A 20,275-nucleotide genomic window follows, 5' to 3' on the forward strand; every position below is an offset into this window, starting at 1 on the left:
GCGTATGTGCAGGTAGTGGAGTACGGCTTGGTATTTGAAGTGTAATGTATATTTGCTCATAAAAAAACTGCACCTTGTGAGTTGGAGGGGATGTCCAACTTTTGGGGTGCAGTTCAGTTTTCAGACGACCTTGTTGCTAACTCAGACAAATCAAATATCGTAAGTGGTCGATGCGGTATCGCCGCCTTTGCCTGTCCAGTTGGTATGGAAGAACTCGCCGCGCGGTTTGTCAGTGCGCTCGTAGGTATGCGCGCCGAAGTAGTCGCGTTGGGCTTGCAGCAGGTTGGCGGGCAGGCGTTCGGTGGTGTAGCCGTCGAGGAAGGTAATCGCGGAAGCCATGCAGGGCATGGGGATGCCGCATTCGATGGCTTTGGCAACCACTTTGCGCCATGCGGGCAGGCAGTTTTCCAATACGCCTTTGAAATAGGGGTCGGAACCCAAGAACACCAAATCGGGATTGGCTTCGTATGCGTCGCGGATGTTACCCAAGAACGCGCTGCGGATGATGCAGCCTTCGCGCCACAGAAGGGCGGTGTTGCCGTAGTTCAATGCCCAATCGTTGTTTTCGCTGGCTTCGCGGATGAGCATGAAGCCTTGTGCGTAGGAGATGATTTTGGATGCCAACAGGGCTTGGCACAGGGCTTCGACCCATGCGGCTTTGTCGCCGTCAACGGGGGTAACGGTTTTGCCGAACAAGCGGCTGGTTTGAACACGTTGGTCTTTGAACGCGGATACGCAGCGGGCAAACACGGCTTCGGAAATCAGCGTCAGCGGGATGCCCAAGTCGAGGGCGTTGATGCCGGTCCATTTGCCTGTGCCTTTTTGTCCGGCGGTATCGAGGATTTTTTCGACCAAAGGTTCGCCGTTTTCGTCTTTGTAGCCCAAAATCGCGGCGGTGATTTCAATCAGGTAGGAATCCAGCTCGGTTTGGTTCCATTCGCTGAAAATGCGGTGCATTTCGTCGTAGCTCAGACCCAAGCCGTCTTTCATGAATTGGTAGGCTTCGCAAATCAACTGCATATCGCCGTATTCGATGCCGTTGTGCACCATTTTGACGAAATGGCCTGCACCGTCGCGGCCGACCCAGTCGCAGCAGGGTTCGCCTTGCGGGGTTTTGGCGGCAATGGCTTGGAAGATGGGTTTGACGGCAGGCCATGCGGCTTCGTCGCCGCCGGGCATGATGGACGGACCGTGACGCGCGCCTTCTTCGCCGCCGGAAACGCCCGCGCCGATAAAGCGGATGCCTTTTGCCGCCAGCTCGTGGGTGCGGCGGGTGGAATCGGGATAGTTGGCGTTGCCGCCGTCAATAATAATGTCGCCTTGTTCCAAAAGCGGGACAAGTTGCTCGATAAAGTCGTCAACGACAGAACCTGCGCGTACCATCATCATGATTTTGCGCGGTTTTTCCAATTTATCCACTAAATCTTGCAATGAATAGGCACCGATAATGTTGGTGCCTTTGGCTGCGCCGTTGAGAAAATCGTCTACTTTAGCGGTGGTCCGGTTGTACGCCACGACTTTGAAACCGCGATCGTTCATATTCAAAATCAAATTTTGACCCATAACGGCCAAGCCGATGACGCCGATATCGCCTTTCATTGATGGAAGCTCCATTATTAATTTAATTTATCAGCCGTAACTCTAGCTGATTTACAACTTTTTAACAATCCTTAACTTTTTAATTTTTTGAAAAGATGCCTTTACGTTTCAGACGGCCTTTTCCTTTGGGAAAACAAACTATAAATTAGATTTTAAATAATAAATGAAGATGATATTGAGTGCTGCCCCAGCTTGTTGATAACTTTGATTACAAAAGATTTTCAAATACTTAGCTGATATTTTTTGATGAGGATAAAGTATGGTCGGCCTTGTTTGCAGATGTGGATAAATTTTTCCTGCTGCTTCGTTCTGTGGGTAACTTTTTGCCTGTGCACAATCTTAGCTTGTTTTATACTTCTTTAATCGGAACTAATTGACTAGAGAAATAGTTAAATGGTTTTTTATTTCAAGCTATTTTCATATTTCCTTTTATTTAATCTGGGAAAAGGCCATCTGAAAATATTTCAATAAGGTGTGCATATGAAGTTTTCCTTTAGTATTAACCTATTATCCGTTTTGATTTTGGTCGCTTGTGCGCAACAGCCGGTTCAAAAGCCTCAAGTTGCCCTGCCCTCCGTATCTGTGGACAACCATGCACCGGAGCAAGGAACAGGGCTGACGGAGCAGAAATTAATCCGCGCCAAGCATTATATGGCGGCGTCTGCCAATCCGCTGGCAACTGAAGCCGGTTATGAAATTTTGAAGCGCGGCGGCAGTGCGATAGATGCGATGATTGCCATGCAGACAACTTTGGGATTGGTTGAGCCGCAATCTTCCGGATTGGGTGGCGGCGCGTTTTTAGTGTATTGGGACAATAAGGCGAAAAAGCTGACGACGTTTGATGCCCGTGAAACAGCGCCGAAAGCGGCAACACCAGAACTTTTCTTGGACGAAAACGGCAAACCGATGGGCTTTATGAAAGCGGTGGTCGGCGGTCGTTCGGTCGGTGTGCCGGGGATTCCGAAGCTGCTGGAAGATGTTCATAAGCGTTACGGCAAATTGCCGTGGGCAAGTTTGTTTGAGAAACCGATTACTTTGGCGGAACAAGGTTTTGCCGTTTCGCCGCGTATGGCGAAATCCATCGAGCAGAATCTGGAACCCTTGCAACGTTATCCGCAAACCGCCGCCTATTTCCTGCCTGACGGCAAGCCTTTGGCTGCGGGAACGGTGTTGAAAAACCCTGAATTTGCGCGTTCCGTACGCCTGTTGGCGGAAAAAGGCAGTGCGCCGTTTTATCAAGGAATGCAGGCGCAGAATATTGTCCGTGTCGTTACCGGTGCTGTGGATAATCCCGGCAAAATCAGTATGGCGGATTTGAAAAACTATCAAGTTATCGAGCGTAAGCCGGTTTGTGCGCCGTATCGTGAATATGAAGTTTGCGGCATGGGCGCGCCAAGTTCGGGCGCGATTGCTTTGGGCGAGATTTTAGGCGTCTTGCAAAATCAGGATATGAAGGCTTTGGGGTCGGAAAATATCCACAGTTGGCGCTGGATAGGCGATGCGTCGCGGATTGCGTTTGCCGATCGAGATTATTATGTCGGCGATCCTGCATTTGTGAATGTTCCGACCCGCGCCATGATTTCTCAGGCTTATTTGAAACCACGTGCCGAAGAAATCCGCAAAGCTGATAAGGCGTTGGAAACTATTCAGGCAGGCAAGTTCGGCAAGGAATACGCGCAAGGCATGGCGGTCGAGCTGCCGTCCACCAGCCATTTGGTGGTTGTGGATAAAGACGGAAACGTTGTATCGATGACGACTTCGATTGAAAATGCGTTCGGTTCGGGGCTGATGGCAAACGGCTATCTGCTCAACAATGAATTGACCGATTTTGCCTTCAATCCTGTCGGAGAAGACGGTAAAACGGTGGCAAACAGCGTAGCAGGCGGCAAACGGCCGCGTTCTTCGATGGCGCCGACCATTGTAATGAAAGACGGTAAGCCTTATATGGCGGTCGGTTCGCCTGGCGGCAGCCGCATTATCGGTTTCGTTGCCAAAACGCTGGTGGCGCATATCGACTGGGGCATGGACATTCAGACGGCAATTTCACTGCCGAATATGCTCAATCGTGGCAGTCAGTATGAGATTGAGGATAAAACAGCGGCTGCGGATAAAGCGGCTGCGTTGGAAAAATTGGGCTACAAAGTCCAAATCCGCGATTTGAATTCCGGCGTACAAGGCATTGTAATCGGCAAAGACGGTTTGCTCGGCGGCGCCGACCCGTGCCGTGAAGGTAAAGTCATGGGCGATTGATATTGTCGGTTTGACATGCAAAGGCCGTATGAACAGCTTCGTTTCAGACGGCCTTTTTAGTTTGGAAAAATATATGGATAAGATGTGTATAAGAATAACGCTAAATTTTAATATTTTTATTTTTCAATAGGATAAAATGGATGAATATGTGGATAATTAATTGTGGAAAACGACATGATTTAGGCCGTCTGAAAGGTTCAGACGGCCTTTTCATTGGACTGCTTTATCTATTTTCTATCAGGCTGCCGGCAGCTCGTGAAAAGCGGTGGGCAAGTCTTCGTCATCGGCAAACTCAACCCATTCGTAAGCGCTTTCATCTGCCAAAACGGCACGCAACAGCGCATTATTGATGGCATGGCCTGATTTGTAACCTTCAAATGCGCCAATAATCGGATGGCCGACAATGTATAAATCGCCAATCGCATCAAGGATTTTGTGGCGGACAAATTCATCGGGATAGCGCAAACCTTCCGGATTCAAAACGTCCATGTCGTCAATCACGATGGCGTTGTTCAAATTGCCGCCCAGTCCGAGATTGTGGGCACGCATCATTTCCACTTCGTGCATAAAGCCGAAGGTACGGGCGCGGGCAATCTCATCGATATAGGATTTTCCTGCAAAATCAATCTCAAAAGTAGGTGCGCTGCGGTTGAATACGGGATGGTCAAATTCGATGGTTAAATTAACTTTAAAGCCGTCATAAGGCGTAAAGCGCACCCATTTTTCGGTTTCTTTGATTTCAACGGGTTTGAGGATTCTCAAAAAACGTTTTTGGGCTTTTTGATCGACCACGCCTGCATCTTGTAAAAGGTAAATAAATGGCAGGCTGGAACCGTCCATAATCGGAATTTCAGGCGCGTTCAATTCAATCAAGGCATTGTCGATGCCATAGGCAGACAGAGCCGACATAATGTGTTCAATCGTACCGATGCGCACGCCTTTATCGGTAACGATGGTTGAAGAGAGGCGGGTATCGTTAATCAAATAAGGATTCAATTTGATTACTTCGCCCATTTCTCCACTTAAATCAGTACGGCGGAACGAAATACCGCTGTTTTCTTCGGCAGGATGCAAAGTCAGAGCGACCCTTTCGCCCGAATGCAGGCCAACGCCGGTAACGCTTACTGATTTGGCTAAAGTCCGTTGCAGCATAATTGCTTCCTTTTAAAAAGTCTGATGGGCAAATGATACGTTAAAAAGGAAAAAACAAGCCATCACTTTTAATAGTATTTGCCAATATGGATGTTTTGCAGGGGTGAAATTCAAAATTTTAATTATCCACAATAGCATGTGAAATTGAAGTGGGTAATTTGGGTTTTATCCACAGATTAATAGGAAAAATAAGATTCTATCCTTTTTATTCCGACATTCAGTTGGGGTCGGCCTCAAAGATAAAAAGTAACTACCAAATTGGTTTTAAAGAAAGTTATTCCGTTATCCACAGATAGTTTGGTTCTTCATCAAAATCATCATTTTAAAAATTAAAATATTATGATTTGAAGAAAACACTGAATGATCAACACAAAAATGGCAAAATATGGAGAAATAGAACTAAGTTTATGATTTCCATAAACTTATGAAACTTTTAAGATTGGAAAATAGTTTTATGAAATAAAATATCAAAATGTAGGACTTATTCGATTTGCCTGATATTTTACTACAGACGAGAATTTCATGTTTTCTTTATTTAAATCAAACAACTTAAAAGTAATCATCTGTAATTCTAGAAAGTAATTTTATTTCAGGATACAATGGCCTTACTGAAAAATTTTTCCCATTCCATCTAATAGGAGTAGCAAAATGAGTATTAAAGTAGCGATTAATGGTTTTGGCCGCATCGGTCGTCTGGCATTGCGTCAAATTGAAAAAGCCCAAGGTATCGAAGTCGTTGCTGTTAACGACTTGACTCCTGCCGATATGCTGCTACACCTCTTTAAATACGACAGTACTCAAGGCCGCTTTGAAGGCTCTGCCGAATTGAAAGATGATGCGATTGTTGTTAACGGCAAAGAAATTAAAGTATTTGCCAATCCTAATCCTGAAGAATTGCCTTGGGGCGAGCTGGGTGTGGACGTTGTCCTCGAATGTACCGGTTTCTTTACCAATAAAACTAAAGCTGAGGCCCATATCCGTGCCGGTGCGCGCAAAGTTGTGATTTCTGCCCCTGGCGGCAATGACGTGAAAACCGTTGTATACGGCGTAAACCAAGATATTTTGGACGGCAGCGAAACCGTTATTTCAGCCGCTTCTTGTACGACTAACTGTCTGGCCCCTATGGCTGCGGTATTGCAAAAAGAGTTCGGCATTGTTGAAAGCCTGATGACCACCATCCACGCTTATACCGGCGACCAAAACACCCTTGACGCGCCACACCGTAAAGGCGACTTCCGCCGCGCCCGTGCCGCTGCATTGAATATCGTACCGAATAGCACCGGTGCCGCTAAAGCCATCGGCTTGGTTATCCCTGAGTTGAACGGCAAACTTGATGGCTCTGCCCAACGTGTTCCCGTAGCCACCGGCTCTTTGACCGAACTGGTTTCTATTCTCGAACGCCCTGTTACCAAAGAAGAAATCAATGCAGCTATGAAAGCTGCCGCCAACGATACTTTAGGCTACACTGAAGATCAAATCGTTTCTTCCGACGTTATCGGTATCGAGTACGGCTCACTCTTCGATGCGACTCAAACCCGCGTGATGACTGTTGGCGACAAACAATTGGTGAAAACCGTTGCTTGGTACGACAATGAAATGTCTTACACTTGCCAATTGGTTCGTACCTTGGAATTCTTTGCCAGCAAAATCTAAAAAATAACAGGCTGAATCAATCAGTCTGTGGATAATTAAAAGGCCGTCTGAACATTTCAGACGGCCTTTTGTGTGTAGATAGATTCAATTTGCAATCAGATTGTGGATAGTTTAATCACTGTGGCACATTTGTTTTCTATCCTAAACTGCACTTCATAGTCCGCAATATTCATTACATAAACTCGTTCGGGAATATCTTGATAGGCAGGGCGAGGATCTTGGGCAATACTTTGCTCAATGAGATGTTTTTCTTCTGTGGATAAATGTTCCGCAAGCGTACTTTCTGCCCAGACTACGTTCAATTCTTCAGGTTTGCCGCTGACAAAGCCTGATGATGCGTCAGGTTTGGATTCGACAAAGGGGATGTAGGGTTTGATATCCACTACCGGAGTACCGTCTAATAGGTCTGCACCGCTGCAATAGATGCGGACAGGTTTGCCTGTTTCGATACGTTTGAGCTTTAACAGCGACAGTCCGAGATGATTGGGGCGGTGGGGGCTGCGCGTGGCAAATACGCCCATTTTTTGTTTACCTCCGAGCCGTGGCGGACGCACCATTTGCGCCCAACCTTCATCCAATACGCCGTGGAAAATAAAACTTATCCACACATAGTCGAAATCTTCCAAGCCCCGAACGCTGTCTGCGGTAAATTCAGGAGTGAGTTCAATGCAAATTTCTGCTGCAGGAACCAAACCAGGTTGGCGGGCAATGCCGAATTTTTGTTTGTAGGGGGAATGAACAGTTGCAATAGGCGTAATCGAATAGGACATAATTTTTGGATAAATATTCTGTGCAAACTGTCATCATATCACAGATGTTTTCCCACATTTTGCGGTAGTAATTTGTTATAATACAAAGCATTTATTCCAAATGTCCGTACATTAGAAATAAATGCTTAATTTGAATAATATAAAATAAAATCAATAGGTTATATTAATACATGATTGTTTCTATCGATGTAGATGCACAAAAAACGTTTACGCCTTTGTGCCCGAAAGAATTGCCTGTTGCCGAAGGTCATCTGATTGCGGATGAACTCAATGCCCAAGCTGCATTGGCGGATTTACGCGTGATGACGAAAGATGCGCATCATGCCGCGGCAAAATGGCTTGTGGATAATCCTGTTGATATGTTGAAACCGACGGGTTTGCCGGATGCGGATTTGACTTGGGTGTCGCATGCGATGGTTGGAACATATGGCTATGAGTTGTTGGATGGCCTGCCTTCAGCCAAAGAATACGATTATTGCGTTTGGAAAGGCGTTGATCCTGAGTTACACCCCTACGGCGCATGTTTTCATGATATTGAAGAAAAGCTCAGTACAGGTTTGATCGAATGGTTGCGCTGTCAAAATGCAGATATAGTCATTGTTGGCGGTTTGGCAACGGATTATTGTGTGAAGACAACGGTTTTACAGTTGCTTAAAGGCGGGGCTTGGAAAGTCATCGTTAATCAGGCGGCTTGCCGCGGCATTGCTCCTGAAACGGTTGAATCTGCATGGCAGGAAATGCATTCTGCCGGAGCAGTTATTTTAGAAAACGCCGAAGAAATAAAAAAATACATTAATAATCAATAAATTATATTTAAGATTCTGTTGTTTCACGTGAAACATTTTTCAAAATATGAAGATTTTACTTGTCCGCTTGTCTAGTATGGGCGATTTAATTCACACATTGCCCGCAGTTGAAGATTTGGCGCGACAATGTCCTGAGGTAGAGCTCCATTGGCTGTGTGAGGCAGGGTTTGCAGATATTGCCCGCTTGCATCCTTTTGTCAAAAAAGTTCATGTAATGAAATGGCGACAATGGCGCAAACACCTTTTTCAGGCTGAAACGTGGCGTGAAATAGGCCGTCTGAAAACGGATTTACAGGCTGAATCTTTTGATTTTGTTTTAGATAGCCAAGGACTGATTAAAAGTGCATGCTTTGCCAAAATGGCGAAATCCCCTATTTACGGATTGGATAAACACAGCGCGCGTGAAAGTTTGGCTGCCTTTGCATACAGTAAAACGTTTGCCGTGCCGAAAGGCAAAAATGCGGTCTGGCGAAATCGCGAATTATTCGCCCGAGTATTTGGTTATACAATGCCTGAGACGCAGGTGTTTGGTTTGTCGGTTCCTGAATCAGGCCGTCTGAAAAATTTGCAATTCCCTTATTACGTTGCTTTGCATGCAACCAGTCGCGACAGTAAATTATGGCCGGTAGAACACTGGCGTGCATTATTGAAAAAGTTGAATGAAGAACAACAATGCAATGTATATCTGCCGTGGGGAAATGAAACCGAAAAAATGCGTGCCGAGCAGATTGCAAGTGATTTACCGTTTGCTTCGGTTTGCGACAAAATGAATTTATTACAGGCTGCATTTTTATTGAAAAACGCAGAGGGTATTATTGGCGTAGATACCGGGTTGCTGCATCTTGCCAATGCCTTGGAAAAGCCTGTTGTAGGAATTTATACAGATACAGATCCGGCCAAGACCGGCGTTCAAGTTTCGGCTTATGCAAAAAATTTAGGTGGTATTGCTCGAATTCCCAATGTCAACGAAGTTTATCAAACCTTGATGGATTGTGTGGCAGCATACGGTAAATAATTGCTGGGGAGTCGGATTTATTTTCTGAGTAAATGCTTTAGAAATGATATAATTCCGCTCTATTTGCCAAGATTTATACAAATTTGGTTTTATCATGTTGGTGAAAATCGAATTGGATTTTATATAAAGAATGTATCAAAAGCAGTATGCTAGATTTGATGGGCATTCTTTTTAGGAGAATTGAATGAAAGCACTGGTCGCAGTAAAGCGCGTAGTGGACTATAACGTCAAAGTTCGTGTGAAAGCCGATGGTTCCGATGTGGATATCGGTAATGTCAAAATGTCGATGAACCCGTTTGATGAAATCGCGGTAGAAGAAGCTGTCCGTTTGAAAGAAGCCGGAAAAGTAAGCGAGATTGTTGCCGTTTCTCTTGGCGAGAAAAAATGCGAAGAGACGTTGCGTACTGCTTTGGCGATGGGTGCCGACCGTGCGGTTCATGTTGAGACTGATGCAAAGTTGGAGCCTTTGGCCGTTGCAAAATTGCTGAAAGCTGTTGCGGATAAAGAAAATCCGCAAATTTTACTGCTGGGCAAACAGGCAATTGACGATGACGCCAACCAAGTTGCCCAAATGCTGGCTGCGTTGTTGAATGCGGCTCAAGGTACTTTTGCATCAAAAGTGCAAATTGAAGGCGAAGAAGCATTGGTAACCCGTGAAATTGACGGCGGCGAAGAGACTGTTGCGTTGAAGCTGCCTGCGGTCATCAGTGCAGATTTGCGTTTGAACGAACCACGCTTTGTCAAACTTCCTAATATCATGGCTGCAAAGAAAAAGCCTTTGGAAAAATTAAGTCCTGCCGATTTGGCTGTGGATATTTCTCCGCGTTTGAATACCGTAAAATTTGCCGAGCCTAAAGCACGTCAAGCCGGTGTGAAAGTGGCTGATGTTGCCGAGTTGGTTGAAAAGCTGAAAAACGAAGCCAAAGTGATCTAAGGAGTATGAAATGAGCGTATTGATTATTGCGGAACATAATAACCAACATTTGAATCCTGCCACTTTGCATGCGGTAACGGCTGCCGCCAAATTGGGTAATGTAGATTTATTGGTTGCCGGCAGCAATGCTGCTGCGGTGGTTGAAGAGGCAAAACAGGTTGCCGGCGTAGCGAAAGTTTTAGTAGCCGATGCGCCCTATTACGCCGAAGGTTTGGCAGAAGAATTAGCGCCTTTGGTTGTTAAACTGGCTGCGGATTACCGCTATGTGGCTGCAACTGCAACTGCATTTGGCAAAAATCTTCTGCCCCAAGTAGCTGCCCTGTTGGATGTGCCACAAGTTTCGGATTTAACCGAAGTTGTGGATAACTCGACATTTGTCCGTCCGATTTATGCCGGTAATGCATTTGAAACCGTTCAATCCAATTCTGAAAAACTGGTGCTGACTTTCCGTGCGACAGCATTTGATGCTGCCGGACAAGGCGGTAATGCAGAAGTGGTCAATGTTGAGGCAACGCCTGCTCAAAACCTGAGCCGTTTCGTAAACCGTCAACTTTCCCAGTCTGACCGCCCTGAATTGACTCAGGCAAAAGTGATTGTTTCCGGTGGCCGTGCATTGGGCAGTGCTGAAAAATTCAATGAAGTGTTGACTCCATTGGCGGATGTTTTGGGTGCCGCGATTGGTGCTTCCCGTGCGGCAGTGGATGCCGAATATGCGGCAAACGATGCCCAAGTCGGTCAAACCGGTAAAGTGGTTGCGCCGCAACTGTACTTTGCTATCGGTATTTCTGGTGCTATCCAACACGTTGCCGGTATGCAGGACAGTAAAGTGATTGTTGCCATCAACAAAGATGCTGATGCTCCGATTTTCAATGTGGCAGATTACGGTTTGGTTGGTGATTTGTTTGAAGTTGTGCCTCAATTGACTGAAGCACTGAAAAACTAATGTTTCACGTGAAACGTTCAGACGGCCTTTTATAACAAAGGCCGTCTGAAAATATTTTGGCATGATTACGACCTATAAAACCATTACCACTCCGACACAGGCTGAATTTAAAGATAAAGGCAGCCGCTTCATCGCATACGCCTATCCAATCCGCACTTTGGCCGATGTGAAGAAGTATCTCGACCCATTAAAGGAAGAACATCACAAGGCAAGACATTGGTGTTACGCCTATCGATTGGGTGTGGATGGAATGCAGTTTCGTGCAAACGATGATGGAGAACCGTCTGGAAGCGCAGGCCGCCCTATTTTGGGGCAGATTGATTCTGTCGGCGTAACGGATGTGTTGGTTGTGGTTGTACGCTATTTTGGCGGTACGTTATTGGGTGTTCCCGGTCTGATTCATGCTTATAAGGAATCAACGGCTCAGGCATTGGCGATAGCTGAAGTTGTTGAAAAGAATGTCGAAAAGACAGTTTGGTTGAAATGTGAATATCCTGTTTTGAATGAGGCTATACGGATTGCCAAACAATATCAGGCCGATATTGTGGAACAGAATTTGCAGCTGGATTGTAAGTTAACAGTGAAAATAGCATTGGCCGATTATGAAGCTTGTATTGCTGCTTGGAAAAATACGCGCCAAATTGAAGTAGATACTGAAAAGCCGTTTGAATAAAAGGTCGTCTGAACATAGTTTGAGAAATCAAAAGTTTCAGACGGCCTTTGATGTTTTAGCCTTGGTATCTGTCTAAAGCATTTACGCTTGAGCGCAGGTGTTCCCAAGCCAGTTGATGAAATTCCCCCAGTACGTTCCATAGGGCATCTTCGCTCATAATGCTGTATTCGCCCTGTGTTTGCAAATCAACATCTGCCCCTTCTTCAATGGCTTGATGGCATGCTTGGTATTCGTTGGTATAGAAGTTATCCATATCTTGCATTAGGCTTGCAGCATGTTTCCAGCGGGCGATATCTGCTTCCAGTTGCGGCAGTAATTCGCACCATTCGCGGTATTTGCTTTGAATTTCGTCAATACGTTTTTGCATGATTTTCCTTTCGTTGTTTGAAATTAGAGTATGGTTGTCTTGGTGCAATATTATTCTTAATTTGAAACAGCTATGCAAGATGGAACAATATTCCATCAATTAAATTTTATTTACAACATCTATTCTTCAAGGAGATGGTATGAAATTGCTCGTTATTGGTAATGGTGGACGTGAACACGCACTGGCTTGGAAATTGGCGCAGTCGTCTAAAGTAGAAACTGTCTTTGTTGCACCTGGTAATGCCGGAACGGCAATTGAGCCTAAACTTCAGAATATCGCATTAACGGCGCATCAAGATTTGATTGATTTTTGCCGTAATGAAAATATTGCTTTTACTGTAGTCGGCCCTGAAGCGCCTTTGGCAGCAGGTGTGGTCAATGACTTCCGTGCTGCCGGATTGAAGATTTTTGGCCCGACTCAATACGCGGCCCAGTTGGAGAGCTCAAAGGATTTTGCTAAAGCGTTTATGGCAAAATATAAGATTCCAACTGCGCAATACCAAACCTTTGAAAATGCCGATGCAGCACATGATTATGTCAACCAAAAAGGTGCACCGATTGTTATTAAGGCGGATGGTTTGGCTGCCGGTAAAGGCGTGATTGTCGCCATGACTTTGGATGAAGCCCATGCCGCTATCGACGATATGTTGTTGGGCAATAAAATGGGCAATGCAGGCGCGCGCGTCGTGATTGAAGATTTCCTGCAAGGCGAGGAAGCGAGCTTTATCGTTATGGTGGACGGCAATTATGTTTTACCGATGGCAACCAGTCAAGACCATAAACGCCTGCTAGATGACGACAAAGGCCCTAATACCGGCGGTATGGGCGCGTACAGCCCTGCCCCGGTGGTAACGCCTGATGTGTACGAGCGCGCGATGAATGAAATTATTTTGCCGACTGTGGCCGGTATGAAGGCAGAAGGTCATGAATTTACCGGCTTTTTATACGCAGGCTTGATGATTGATAAAACCGGTGCGCCTTATACCATCGAATTCAACTGCCGTTTCGGCGACCCTGAAACGCAGCCGATTATGAGCCGTTTGGATAGCGATTTAGTGGACTTGGTTGAAGCGGCAATCGACGGCAAACTGGATAGTGTTACTGCCGAATGGAATCCGCAGACTGCGGTAGGCGTAGTGTTGGCCGCACAAAACTATCCTGATTCTCCAAAAAAAGGCGATGTGATCTTTGGCTTGGATAAGGCCAATCAAATCGGTAAAGTTTTCCATGCCGGTACTGCAACGAATGAAAAAGGCGAAGTGGTAACCAACGGCGGCCGTGTGTTGTGTGTAGTCGGTTTGGGCGATGATGTTGCCCAAGCTAAAAGCAAGGCTTATGAGGCATTGGAAACAATCCGTTTTGACGGTATGCAATACCGTAAAGACATTGCCGATAAAGCCATCAACCGTTAATAATGAATAGAAACAGGCCGTCTGAACACAGATTGTCCGACAATCGTAGTTTCAGACGGCCTTGGTATATGATGATGTTCCCCAGAATTTTATCGGCTGCAGCCCAACGCAGGCTGCAGGCGCATCTTAAAAAAGGCGGTTTGATTGCCTATCCTACCGAGTCTTGTTATGGCTTGGGCTGTGTCCCTACTTTGTCCAAAGCGCTCAATCAACTGATTCATCTGAAAAAACGACCGCAACACAAAGGCATGATTGTCATTGGCCATAGCTTGGAACAGTTGCAACCTTTGCTGCAAAGGCCGTCTGAAAATATCCAAACCATGCTTCATGAAGCATGGCCGGCTCCGAAAACTTTCTTATTGCCGGCCAGCAAAAAAGTATTGCCTTCATTGCGGGGAAAAGGACGCAGTAAATTGGCTGTCAGGGTTCCTGCGCACGCAGGTGCAAGACGTTTGTGTCAGGTTTTGGAAACACTTTTAGTCTCTACTTCATGCAATCGTGCAGGCAAACGGGCATGTAAAACGGAAAGGGAAGTCAGAAGACAGTTTGGCAGGAAAGTCTGGGTTGTAGGCGGATTGATAGGTAAGCAGAAAACGCCTAGCCAGATTATTGACGGAGAAACAGGAACAAGGCTGCGTTAAAGAAGGGCTGTATCGTCAAAGGAAAGGTATTTATTTTGAGAAGCAAATTTTTTCCAAAAGATTGGGATACCTATGTAAAAAGCATTGAGTGCAGATCCAGTTTGATGCATAGCAGTCTGTAAATACAGATCGATTGAGCAGATAGTAAGTCAGTAAATAGAGTAGAAAGCAGTATTTTGTGAAATGCTCTTACAAAGAATGAAGCAAATTTTGAGCGTAGATGAATCGCTGTAATAAATTATTTTTGAATAAACAAAATTTGTGGATAAATTTGAAGATAAATTTCCATCAAAACATAAAAATGCCGTCTGAAACTTGATATTCAAAGCATTCAGACGGCCTTTTAAATATTTAAACTGTGGATAACTTTGTGAATAAGTGTGGATTAAAGCTTATGTCCACACACAGTTTCGTATTGTTTTTCAGTAATCGTGCCGCTCATGACGCTCATTGGGCGGATGCTGGTCGGCGTATAGCTTTGGTTGGAAATTACCCGGCCGTGTTCGTCCATCAGTTGCAGCGCTGCCAGGCGATAGGTTTTGTTTGAGCAATGAATTTCCCAGTTGCCGATGGCTGTTTTATAGGCCGGCGTATTGACGAAACGCTCTTCTTTCAGTTTGGAAACGGTTTTTTTATCGCGGAAAGTAACCAGTGCACCATTTCTTTTAATGCTGCTCCTATCAATGGCCACTTTGATATTGCCTTCAGAGATGGTACCGATATTGGTCCAGCTGTCGCCGCCGCTCGATGTGGTGGTTGTTTCACAGGCGCTCAACATCAAAGCCGCAAATACGGTTGCAGCTAGGGAAAAACGTTTGATATTCATAAAACCTCATTATTTACAGAAAGTCAGCCGATATTATCCGTGAAGATGGCATATATCGTAAATCGATTTTGCAAAGTTGAACCTCTGAAAAGAATTTTATGAAAAATACGCTGAAAAGGCCGTCTGAAACCTGTCTTTCAGACGGCCTTGGAGTGTAAAATCATGTATAATTGCAAACAATTTGGTTTTCACCCCATAGGAAGATCCGACATGATTAACCCTATCGCTGCACTTTCCCCATTAGATGGCCGCTACGCCAAATCCGTTGAAGCATTGCGTCCGATTTTCTCCGAATACGGCCTGATGCGTGCGCGTGTCAAAGTCGAATTAAACTGGCTCAGAGCCCTTGCCGCCGAGCCTAAGATTGTAGAAGTTCCTGCTTTCAGTGATTTTACACTTGCCGAAATCGACAAAGTGATCGAAAACTTCTCGCTTGAAGATGCCGCCGCCGTCAAAGCCATTGAAGCGACCACCAATCACGATGTCAAAGCCATCGAATATTGGCTTAAAGAACGCTTCTCCGGCGTACCTGAAGTGGCTGCCGCCAGCGAGTTCATCCACTTTGCCTGCACCAGTGAAGACATCAACAACCTGTCCCACGCTTTAATGCTGCAAGAAGCGCGTGAGGTTGTTTTGCTGCCGAAACTGGCTGAAATCATCGAAAAACTGACCGGCATGGCGCATGAGTTGGCTGCCGTCCCTATGATGAGCCGCACGCATGGCCAGCCTGCTACACCAAGCACACTGGGTAAAGAAATCGCCAATGTCGTGTACCGCCTGCAACGTCAGTTTAAAAACCTGCAAGCGCAAGAGTTCCTCGGCAAAATTAATGGCGCAGTCGGCAACTACAATGCCCATATGGTCGCTTATCCCGATGTGGATTGGGAAACCCATTGCCGCAACTTCGTTGAAATCAGCCTCGGCCTGACCTTCAACCCCTACACCATTCAAATCGAGCCGCACGACTATATGGCGGAATTCTTCCAAGCCATCAGCCGTGTCAACACGATTCTGATCGACTTTAACCGCGATGTTTGGGGCTACATTTCTTTGGGTTACTTCAAACAAAAAGTCAAAGCAGGCGAAGTCGGCTCTTCCACCATGCCGCACAAAATCAATCCGATCGACTTTGAAAACTCTGAAGGCAACCTCGGTATGGCCAATGCCGTATTGGGCTTTTTGTCCGAAAAACTGCCGATTTCCCGTTGGCAGCGCGACCTGACCGACAGCACCGTATTGCGCAATATGGGCGTAGGCGTGGGCTATACCGTATTGGGCTTTGCCGCCCATCTGCGCGGTCTGAACAAGCTTGAGCCGAATCCTGCCGCCCTTGCTGCCGATTTGGACGCTACTTGGGAGCTGCTGGCCGAGCCGATTCAAACCGTAATGCGTCGTTACGGCGTGGCCAATCCTTACGAAAAGCTGAAAGACCTGACACGCGGTAAAGACGGCATTACGCCTGAAGTGTTGAAACTCTTTATCGAATCGTTGGAAATTCCGGCAGAAGCCAAAGCCAAATTGCTTGAGTTGACTCCTGCGTTGTATGTGGGTAAAGCCGAAGAGTTGGCAAAACGAATTTAAAAGGTTTTTGCAGGGCACACTTTCTTAGTTATTGAGATTTTTTGATAGATAAGAAACCAACCCTTTGCATCCGACAAATTAAAAAGGCCGTCTGAAATCTTTTTCAGACGGCCTTTTTTGATTCAATCCGTTATTTCACTTTGCTTTTCAACGCGCCGTAGCCTGCCGCGTCCATTTGTTCCAGCGGGATGAATTTCAGGCTCGCGCCGTTGATGCAGTAGCGCAGGCCGCCTTTGTCTTTGGGGCCGTCGGGGAAGACGTGTCCCAAGTGCGAATCGGCGGCATGGCTGCGTACTTCGGTGCGGCGCATGTTGTAAGTGAAATCGTCGTGTTCGGTAACGGCGGCGGCGTTAATCGGGCGGGTGAAGCTCGGCCAGCCGCAGCCGGAATCGAATTTGTCGGCGGAGCTGAACAGGGGTTCGCCGCTGACGACGTCCACATAAATGCCGGGTTTAAACAGATGGTCGTATTCGTGGCTGAAGGCGTATTCGGTCGCGCTTTTTTGGGTAACTTGGTATTGCTCTTCGGTCAGAATGCGTTTGAGTTCGGCATCGCCGGGTTTTTTATACGTTGCCGCGTCGAAGCCTTTGCCTTGCGGGGCGGCTTTGCTTTTGCCCGGCAGCGGTTCGTCGGCTTTGCGGATGTCGATGTGGCAATAGCCGTTGGGGTTTTTAATCAGGTAGTCCTGATGGTATTCCTCGGCGTCGTAGAAGTTTTTTAGCGGCTCGTTTTCGACGACGAGGGGCTGTTTGTATTTTTGCTGCTCGCGTTTGAGGGCGGCGGCGATGACGGCTTTTTCGGCGGGGTCGGTGTAGTACACGCCGCTGCGGTATTGCGTGCCGGTGTCGTTGCCTTGTTTATTGAGGCTGGTCGGATCAACGACGCGGAAGAAATATTGCAGGATATCGTCTAGGCTAAGTTTGTCGGCATCGTAGGTGACTTTGACGGTTTCGGCATGGCCTGTATCGCGGTAGGACACGTCTTCGTAGCTCGGATTTTTCGTTTTGCCGTTGGCGTAACCGGATACGGCGTCAACCACGCCGTCTATGCGTTGGAAATAGGCTTCCAAGCCCCAGAAGCAGCCGCCGGCGAGGTAGATGGTGCGCGTGTTCATGATTTTTGAATCCTTTTTCTGTGTGTCGGGTTTGTAGAACGCGTTTTTCAGACGACCTAAATCGGCACTCGGGTCGCGGATTAACGCCAACGCCTGCGCTTCGTTGATGCTGCCTTTGACGATGCGCTGTACGTCGCCGTCTTTACCGATTAACGCCCACGAGGGGTAAACGCTGATATTCAGGCTTTGGGCGATGGTGCCGCCGTTGTCGGTCACGACGGGCAGCTTGGGATAGTTTAAACCGGCATACCATTTCTGGAAGTCGCCGTCTTTTTTCTCGTGTAGAAAACCGGGCGAGGCAACGGTAATCAGGTTGGCAGAACCGAATTTTGTATCTTGCGCCCATTTTTCGGTTTGTCCCAATTCGGACAAACACAAAGGACACCAACTTGCCCAAAATTTAATCAGGGTGGGTTTGTCTTTTTTCAGAAAAACACTGGCAGGGCGGTTGTCAGGGGTTTTCAACGAGGACAATGCCTGCGGTACGGTGGCGGCTTCGGTATCCATCATTTTGGATGAGCAGGCGCCAAGCGCAAGCAGGCAGCCGAACTTGGTGCAAAGTGAAAATAATGTGCGGGGATTCATCTCTATGTTTCCTGTATGGATGGTTTGTCTCATTAGACGTTGGAAATGCCAAAACCTGACAACCTTGATTTTCAGACGACCTTGCCACGTAAAATACGCTACAATACTCCTTATTTCAAGTTTCTAAAATTAAAAGGAAAATTTAATGTTCAGCTTCTTCCGTCGCAAGAAAAAACAGGAAACTCCGGCTCCTGAGGAGGCTCAAGTTCAGGAAACCGCAGCAAAAGTAGAATCTGAAGTTGCTCAAGTAGTTGAAAATATTAAAGAAGATGCAGAATCTTTAGCAGAAAACGTCAAAGGGCATGTTGAATCAGTTGTCGAATCGGCTGTTGAAACTGCCAGTGAAACCGTCGAACAGGTTCGGGAAGCTTTAACCGAAATGCCGTCTGAAACAGTTGAGAAAGTAGAAGAACACGTTGAAGCAGCAAAAGAAGCGGCCGTTGAAACCGTCAGCGAGACTGTTGAACAGGTTCAAGAAACCGTTGCCGAGATGCCGTCTGAATTAGCCGAGGCTGCTGAGGAAGCAGCAGAACAGGCCGAAGCAGTAAAAGAAGCGGCCGTTGAAACCGTCAGTGAGGCTGTTGCACAGGTTCAAGAAACCGTTGCCGAGATGCCGTCTGAAATAGCCGAGGCTGATGAGGAAGCAGCAGAACAGGCCGAAGCGGTCAAAGAAGCAGCTGTTGAGGCAGTTAGCGAAGCTGTCGAGCAAGTTCAAGAAGCCGTTGCGGAAACACCGGCTGAAGCCTCTGCTCCGGTAGAAGAACACAAGCTCAGTTGGGCTGCGCGTTTGAAACAAGGCTTGACCAAATCACGCGACAAAATGGCAAAATCGTTGGCCGGCGTGTTCGGCGGCGGACAGATCGACGAGGATTTGTACGAAGAGCTAGAAACCGTGCTGATTACCAGCGATATGGGCATGGAAGCCACCGAATACTTGATGAAAGACGTGCGCGACCGTGTCAGCCTCAAAGGCCTCAAAGACGGCAACGAATTGCGCGGTGCGCTGAAAGATGCGCTGTACGACTTGATTAAGCCTCTGGAAAAACCTTTGGTCTTGCCGGAAACCAAGGAGCCTTTCGTGATTATGCTTGCCGGTATCAACGGCGCAGGCAAAACCACATCTATCGGCAAATTGGCCAAATACTTCCAAGCGCAGGGCAAATCCGTGTTGCTGGCGGCAGGCGATACCTTCCGTGCCGCCGCGCGTGAGCAGCTTCAGGCTTGGGGCGAACGCAACAATGTGACCGTGATTTCGCAAACTACGGGCGATTCTGCCGCCGTCTGCTTCGATGCCGTCCAAGCCGCGAAAGCGCGCGGGATCGACATCGTGCTTGCCGATACAGCCGGCCGTCTGCCGACGCAGCTTCATTTGATGGAAGAAATCAAAAAAGTGAAGCGCGTGTTGCAAAAAGCCATGCCTGATGCGCCACATGAAATCATCGTCGTGCTTGATGCCAACATCGGGCAAAACGCCGTCAACCAAGTGAAAGCCTTTGACGAAGCGCTGGGTCTGACCGGCCTGATCGTGACCAAACTCGACGGTACGGCCAAAGGCGGTATCCTTGCCGCACTTGCCTCCGACCGCCCTGTTCCTGTCCGCTACATCGGCGTAGGCGAAGGCATCGACGATTTGCGTCCGTTTAATGCCAAAGCGTTCGTAGATGCCCTATTGGATTAAACAGACAGGCTGAGGCTTGTAAACGCAGTTTGCGGGGGGGTCTGAGCCGTATTTTGCAAAGATCTCGCCTTGCAAGAAGCGGGCGTGGAAATCATAGCGCAAGAGTAGCGGAAAATAACGGAAGGCCGTCTGAAAACCCTATTTCAGGTTTGAACTGCACCCCAAAAGTTGGACATCCCCTCCAACTCACAAGGTGCAGTTTTTTTATGAGCAAATATACATTACACTTCAAATACCAAGCCGTACTCCACTACCTGCACATACGCAGTCAACAGCG

17 protein-coding genes and 2 pseudogenes are annotated in these 20,275 nt (G+C 47.0%); 12 read left to right on the forward strand and 7 right to left on the reverse strand.

Annotated elements, in window-relative coordinates; genetic code table 11:
- Positions 1 to 117 (reverse strand): annotated as a pseudogene (locus ACTHTQ_RS10520) (helix-turn-helix domain-containing protein); the annotation flags it as partial.
- 33 nt (positions 118 to 150) lie between these two features.
- On the reverse strand, positions 151 to 1,599 hold the full coding sequence (gene gnd / locus ACTHTQ_RS10525) for a decarboxylating NADP(+)-dependent phosphogluconate dehydrogenase (protein WP_440363881.1): 1,449 nt from the start codon (positions 1,597 to 1,599) through the stop codon (positions 151 to 153).
- Positions 1,600 to 2,079: 480 nt separating this feature from the next.
- Between gnd and ggt the strand changes: the two genes are divergently transcribed.
- Positions 2,080 to 3,849: a gamma-glutamyltransferase gene (gene ggt, locus ACTHTQ_RS10530; protein ID WP_440363882.1), complete on the forward strand. Its 1,770-nt coding sequence runs from the start codon at positions 2,080 to 2,082 to the stop codon at positions 3,847 to 3,849.
- A 237-nt stretch (positions 3,850 to 4,086) separates the two neighbouring features.
- Here ggt and lpxC read toward each other — a convergent pair whose 3' ends face one another.
- Entirely contained in the window at positions 4,087 to 5,001 is a 915-nt protein-coding gene (gene lpxC, locus ACTHTQ_RS10535) for a UDP-3-O-acyl-N-acetylglucosamine deacetylase (protein ID WP_440363883.1), read from the reverse strand.
- 648 nt (positions 5,002 to 5,649) lie between these two features.
- Between lpxC and gap the strand changes: the two genes are divergently transcribed.
- Positions 5,650 to 6,654, forward strand: coding sequence for a type I glyceraldehyde-3-phosphate dehydrogenase (gap, locus tag ACTHTQ_RS10540; RefSeq protein ID WP_440363884.1), 1,005 nt, complete (start codon positions 5,650 to 5,652; stop codon positions 6,652 to 6,654).
- A 95-nt stretch (positions 6,655 to 6,749) separates the two neighbouring features.
- Here gap and tsaA read toward each other — a convergent pair whose 3' ends face one another.
- Positions 6,750 to 7,424: a tRNA (N6-threonylcarbamoyladenosine(37)-N6)-methyltransferase TrmO gene (gene tsaA / locus ACTHTQ_RS10545; RefSeq protein ID WP_314052880.1), complete on the reverse strand. Its 675-nt coding sequence runs from the start codon at positions 7,422 to 7,424 to the stop codon at positions 6,750 to 6,752.
- A 170-nt stretch (positions 7,425 to 7,594) separates the two neighbouring features.
- Between tsaA and ACTHTQ_RS10550 the strand changes: the two genes are divergently transcribed.
- The 5 genes from ACTHTQ_RS10550 to ACTHTQ_RS10570 all read left to right on the forward strand — a co-directional run bounded on the left by ACTHTQ_RS10550 (position 7,595) and on the right by ACTHTQ_RS10570 (position 11,795).
- Entirely contained in the window at positions 7,595 to 8,230 is a 636-nt protein-coding gene (locus tag ACTHTQ_RS10550; protein WP_440363885.1) for a nicotinamidase, read from the forward strand.
- Positions 8,231 to 8,276: 46 nt separating this feature from the next.
- Positions 8,277 to 9,245 (forward strand): lipopolysaccharide heptosyltransferase I, encoded by a 969-nt coding sequence (gene waaC / locus ACTHTQ_RS10555; protein WP_440363886.1) that lies wholly within the window; start codon positions 8,277 to 8,279, stop codon positions 9,243 to 9,245.
- A gap of 184 nt (positions 9,246 to 9,429) precedes the next feature.
- Entirely contained in the window at positions 9,430 to 10,179 is a 750-nt protein-coding gene (locus tag ACTHTQ_RS10560) for an electron transfer flavoprotein subunit beta/FixA family protein (RefSeq protein WP_003686610.1), read from the forward strand.
- A gap of 10 nt (positions 10,180 to 10,189) precedes the next feature.
- A complete protein-coding gene (locus ACTHTQ_RS10565) occupies positions 10,190 to 11,122 on the forward strand; it encodes an electron transfer flavoprotein subunit alpha/FixB family protein (RefSeq protein WP_440363887.1) in 933 nt (310 codons plus the stop codon).
- A gap of 61 nt (positions 11,123 to 11,183) precedes the next feature.
- On the forward strand, positions 11,184 to 11,795 hold the full coding sequence (locus ACTHTQ_RS10570; RefSeq protein WP_440363888.1) for an IMPACT family protein: 612 nt from the start codon (positions 11,184 to 11,186) through the stop codon (positions 11,793 to 11,795).
- 55 nt (positions 11,796 to 11,850) lie between these two features.
- Here ACTHTQ_RS10570 and ACTHTQ_RS10575 read toward each other — a convergent pair whose 3' ends face one another.
- Complete coding sequence (locus ACTHTQ_RS10575; RefSeq protein WP_440363889.1) at positions 11,851 to 12,162, reverse strand: DUF4298 domain-containing protein; 312 nt, start codon at positions 12,160 to 12,162, stop codon at positions 11,851 to 11,853.
- Between the two features lie 139 nt (positions 12,163 to 12,301).
- On the opposite strand from ACTHTQ_RS10575, the gene purD reads away from it, so the two are divergent.
- Both purD and ACTHTQ_RS10585 read left to right on the forward strand, forming a co-directional pair.
- Entirely contained in the window at positions 12,302 to 13,573 is a 1,272-nt protein-coding gene (purD, locus tag ACTHTQ_RS10580) for a phosphoribosylamine--glycine ligase (RefSeq protein WP_440363890.1), read from the forward strand.
- A gap of 71 nt (positions 13,574 to 13,644) precedes the next feature.
- The gene (locus ACTHTQ_RS10585) at positions 13,645 to 14,214 is read left to right on the forward strand and encodes an L-threonylcarbamoyladenylate synthase (RefSeq protein WP_440363894.1); all 570 of its coding nucleotides are present in this window, start codon (positions 13,645 to 13,647) and stop codon (positions 14,212 to 14,214) included.
- A 385-nt stretch (positions 14,215 to 14,599) separates the two neighbouring features.
- On the opposite strand, the gene ACTHTQ_RS10590 is transcribed toward ACTHTQ_RS10585, so the two are convergent.
- The gene (locus ACTHTQ_RS10590; RefSeq protein WP_250599324.1) at positions 14,600 to 15,040 is read right to left on the reverse strand and encodes a surface-adhesin E family protein; all 441 of its coding nucleotides are present in this window, start codon (positions 15,038 to 15,040) and stop codon (positions 14,600 to 14,602) included.
- Between the two features lie 210 nt (positions 15,041 to 15,250).
- On the opposite strand from ACTHTQ_RS10590, the gene purB reads away from it, so the two are divergent.
- The gene (gene purB / locus ACTHTQ_RS10595) at positions 15,251 to 16,621 is read left to right on the forward strand and encodes an adenylosuccinate lyase (protein ID WP_440363891.1); all 1,371 of its coding nucleotides are present in this window, start codon (positions 15,251 to 15,253) and stop codon (positions 16,619 to 16,621) included.
- Positions 16,622 to 16,751: 130 nt separating this feature from the next.
- Here the strand turns inward: purB and msrAB are convergent, their stop codons facing one another.
- Positions 16,752 to 18,320: a bifunctional peptide-methionine (S)-S-oxide reductase MsrA/peptide-methionine (R)-S-oxide reductase MsrB gene (gene msrAB, locus ACTHTQ_RS10600; protein ID WP_440363892.1), complete on the reverse strand. Its 1,569-nt coding sequence runs from the start codon at positions 18,318 to 18,320 to the stop codon at positions 16,752 to 16,754.
- 145 nt (positions 18,321 to 18,465) lie between these two features.
- Here msrAB and ftsY point away from each other — a divergent pair, with 145 nt between their 5' ends.
- A complete protein-coding gene (gene ftsY, locus ACTHTQ_RS10605; RefSeq protein WP_440363893.1) occupies positions 18,466 to 19,998 on the forward strand; it encodes a signal recognition particle-docking protein FtsY in 1,533 nt (510 codons plus the stop codon).
- Between the two features lie 149 nt (positions 19,999 to 20,147).
- Positions 20,148 to 20,275 (forward strand): annotated as a pseudogene (locus ACTHTQ_RS10610) (helix-turn-helix domain-containing protein); the annotation flags it as partial.

Origin of the sequence: Neisseria sp. P0020.S003 (genome assembly GCF_051957095.1) — a bacterium.
In the GTDB taxonomy this organism is placed as follows: Bacteria; Pseudomonadota; Gammaproteobacteria; order Burkholderiales; family Neisseriaceae; genus Neisseria; species Neisseria subflava.